Origin of the sequence: Anoxybacillus sp. (assembly GCF_036834105.1) — a bacterium.
In the GTDB taxonomy this organism is placed as follows: domain Bacteria; phylum Bacillota; class Bacilli; order Bacillales; family Anoxybacillaceae; genus Anoxybacillus.
This window is the reverse complement of record NZ_DAITON010000227.1, coordinates 1-1,847: the sequence shown is the minus strand read 5'-3', so window position 1 is coordinate 1,847 and position 1,847 is coordinate 1. Positions and strand designations below refer to the sequence as shown.

The 1,847-nt window shown below is 45.9% G+C and carries 3 protein-coding genes; 2 read left to right on the top strand and 1 reads right to left on the bottom strand.

Annotated features, from left to right (window positions below; genetic code table 11):
- Positions 1-431 (top strand): Rpn family recombination-promoting nuclease/putative transposase (locus V7Z64_RS13195; RefSeq protein WP_334110735.1); only part of this gene is annotated, 431 nt, incomplete at its 5' end.
- 71 nt (positions 432-502) lie between these two features.
- Here the strand turns inward: V7Z64_RS13195 and V7Z64_RS13190 are convergent.
- On the bottom strand, positions 503-1,018 hold the full coding sequence (locus V7Z64_RS13190; RefSeq protein WP_003395314.1) for a phosphatidylglycerophosphatase A family protein: 516 nt from the start codon (positions 1,016-1,018) through the stop codon (positions 503-505).
- A 102-nt stretch (positions 1,019-1,120) separates the two neighbouring features.
- Here V7Z64_RS13190 and V7Z64_RS13185 point away from each other — a divergent pair, with 102 nt between their 5' ends.
- A complete protein-coding gene (locus tag V7Z64_RS13185) occupies positions 1,121-1,813 on the top strand; it encodes an alpha/beta hydrolase (protein ID WP_297992722.1) in 693 nt (230 codons plus the stop codon).
- Positions 1,814-1,847 lie beyond the last annotated feature (34 nt).

The window sequence follows — 1,847 nt, the reverse complement described above, 5'->3', positions numbered from 1 at the left end:
TGTCACAATTTATGGTAAAATGGAAGAAATATCGGAGAGAAGTGAAACAGTCACCAGAATGGCCATGGTTAACGATGTTGTCGGCTGTCGATGGCCGAACGAAAAAAATGGATGAAGAGATGTTTCATGAATTGGAGGGAATTGCCATGACAGAACAAGATATTTTAGAAGCGCTAGAAGAATGGCAAAGCTTAAGTGTCGACCCCGAAAACCGCTACGCGTACGAAATGCGCCTCAAATGGCTCCTTGATCAACTTTCAAACATTCGCGGTAGTCGGGATGAAGGAAGACAAGAAGGATTGAAACAAGGTCGAGAAGAAGGGAAAAATGAAACGATTCGAAAAATGGTCGAAAAAGGAATGAGTATAACAGACGTTGCCCATATTCTCGACATGACAGTGGAGGAAATACGAGAGCGGTTAGGAGATTAGCTTCGACATGTTTTCAAGAAGGGGCTGTCCAAAAAGTCAGTTGCGCTGACTTTTTGGACAGCCTCAAACGTTTATGCATTCAACGCAGCTTCTTCCTCGTCGCGCAAATTGTGGGCAAGGCGACCGGATGCGCTAGCGGCAACGCTGGCAACTAAGTCGTCTAAAAACGTATGCACGCCTTTGCCGCGCTTCGTGTCAAGCTGCTTAATGATCCCGACTTTATTTTTATCTAAATGACCAAACGTTGTTACCGCGATGCTTCCGTACCCGAGCACTGCGCCGAGCGCCAACGTTTCATCGACCCCAAACAGTCCTTCGTCCGTCTCGACAATCGTTTGCAGCGGCTCGGAAAGCATGCCTTGTTCGGCTAGTTTATCGAGCTCGATGCCAACTAAAATCGCATGTTGCACCTCGCGTTTTTGCAGCACTTTTTCGACGCTTTCTATACATTCTGCCATCGTTAGCTCTTTGTTGTAAGGACTTTGCATTTCATATACAATCTCAGCAATCGCTGGAATCGTCACCCCACGTTCCGTCAATAACTGCAACGTTCTTTCGTACACTTCTTTGCTTGTCACACGCTTCATGTTTCATTCCTCCTCTCGTTCTCTCATTATATCACGCAGCGACAAAAAATGCCGAAATGTGATACGATAAGAAAGAACAACGTCGAAAAAGGATGGGAGAACATGCAAGAGTTAAAACTTCACAGCCACCATTTAGATGAGGAACTGTCGTTGCCCGTATACTGCACAAAGCCTGTCACACCGCTTTATAAACATCTCGTCCTCATCGCACAAGATGGACAAGATTATTTTATGTTTGGAAAAATTGCCCGCGTGATCGATGAGCTTGGGGTGCGCGCTGTCGTCATCGGCGTGCCATACCGCGACGTATTCGATCGTTATGACAAATACCACCCGAACGGAAAAAAACGAGAAGCGTACATGCGCTTTCTAGCAAACGAGCTTGCGCCGCTTGTCGATGAACAGTTTTCAACATATCAAATCGGCTCAAGCCGCATTCTCATTGGCGATTCGCTTGCAGGAACCGTTTCTCTCCTTACCGCGATGACATATCCGCATACGTTCGGAAAAGTCATCATGCAGTCGCCATATGTAAACGACGATGTGATGGCGCGCGTTCGATCGTTTACCGACTGGCATTTACTTGCGCTTTATCATTCGATCGGCACGCAAGAAACGGAAGTGAAAACGACAGATGGAATGGTGCGCAACTTTATTGAACCGAATCGGGCGCTATGTGCCGCCCTTCAAGCAAAACAAGCTCGCTATCACTATCACGAGTTTGACGGCGATCATTCGTGGACATACTGGCAACGAGACTTACCTTTCGCATTAAAAAAAGTTATCGAAATGTAACAGTATTTTCCGAAAATTTGTTATAATATATAAA

Bases quoted from the DNA above. Each gene is read 5' to 3' on its own strand.
- V7Z64_RS13190 (WP_003395314.1), bottom strand. From the start codon at position 1,018: ATGAAGCGTGTGACAAGCAAAGAAGTGTACGAAAGAACGTTGCAGTTA.
- V7Z64_RS13185 (WP_297992722.1), top strand. From the start codon at position 1,121: ATGCAAGAGTTAAAACTTCACAGCCACCATTTAGATGAGGAACTGTCG.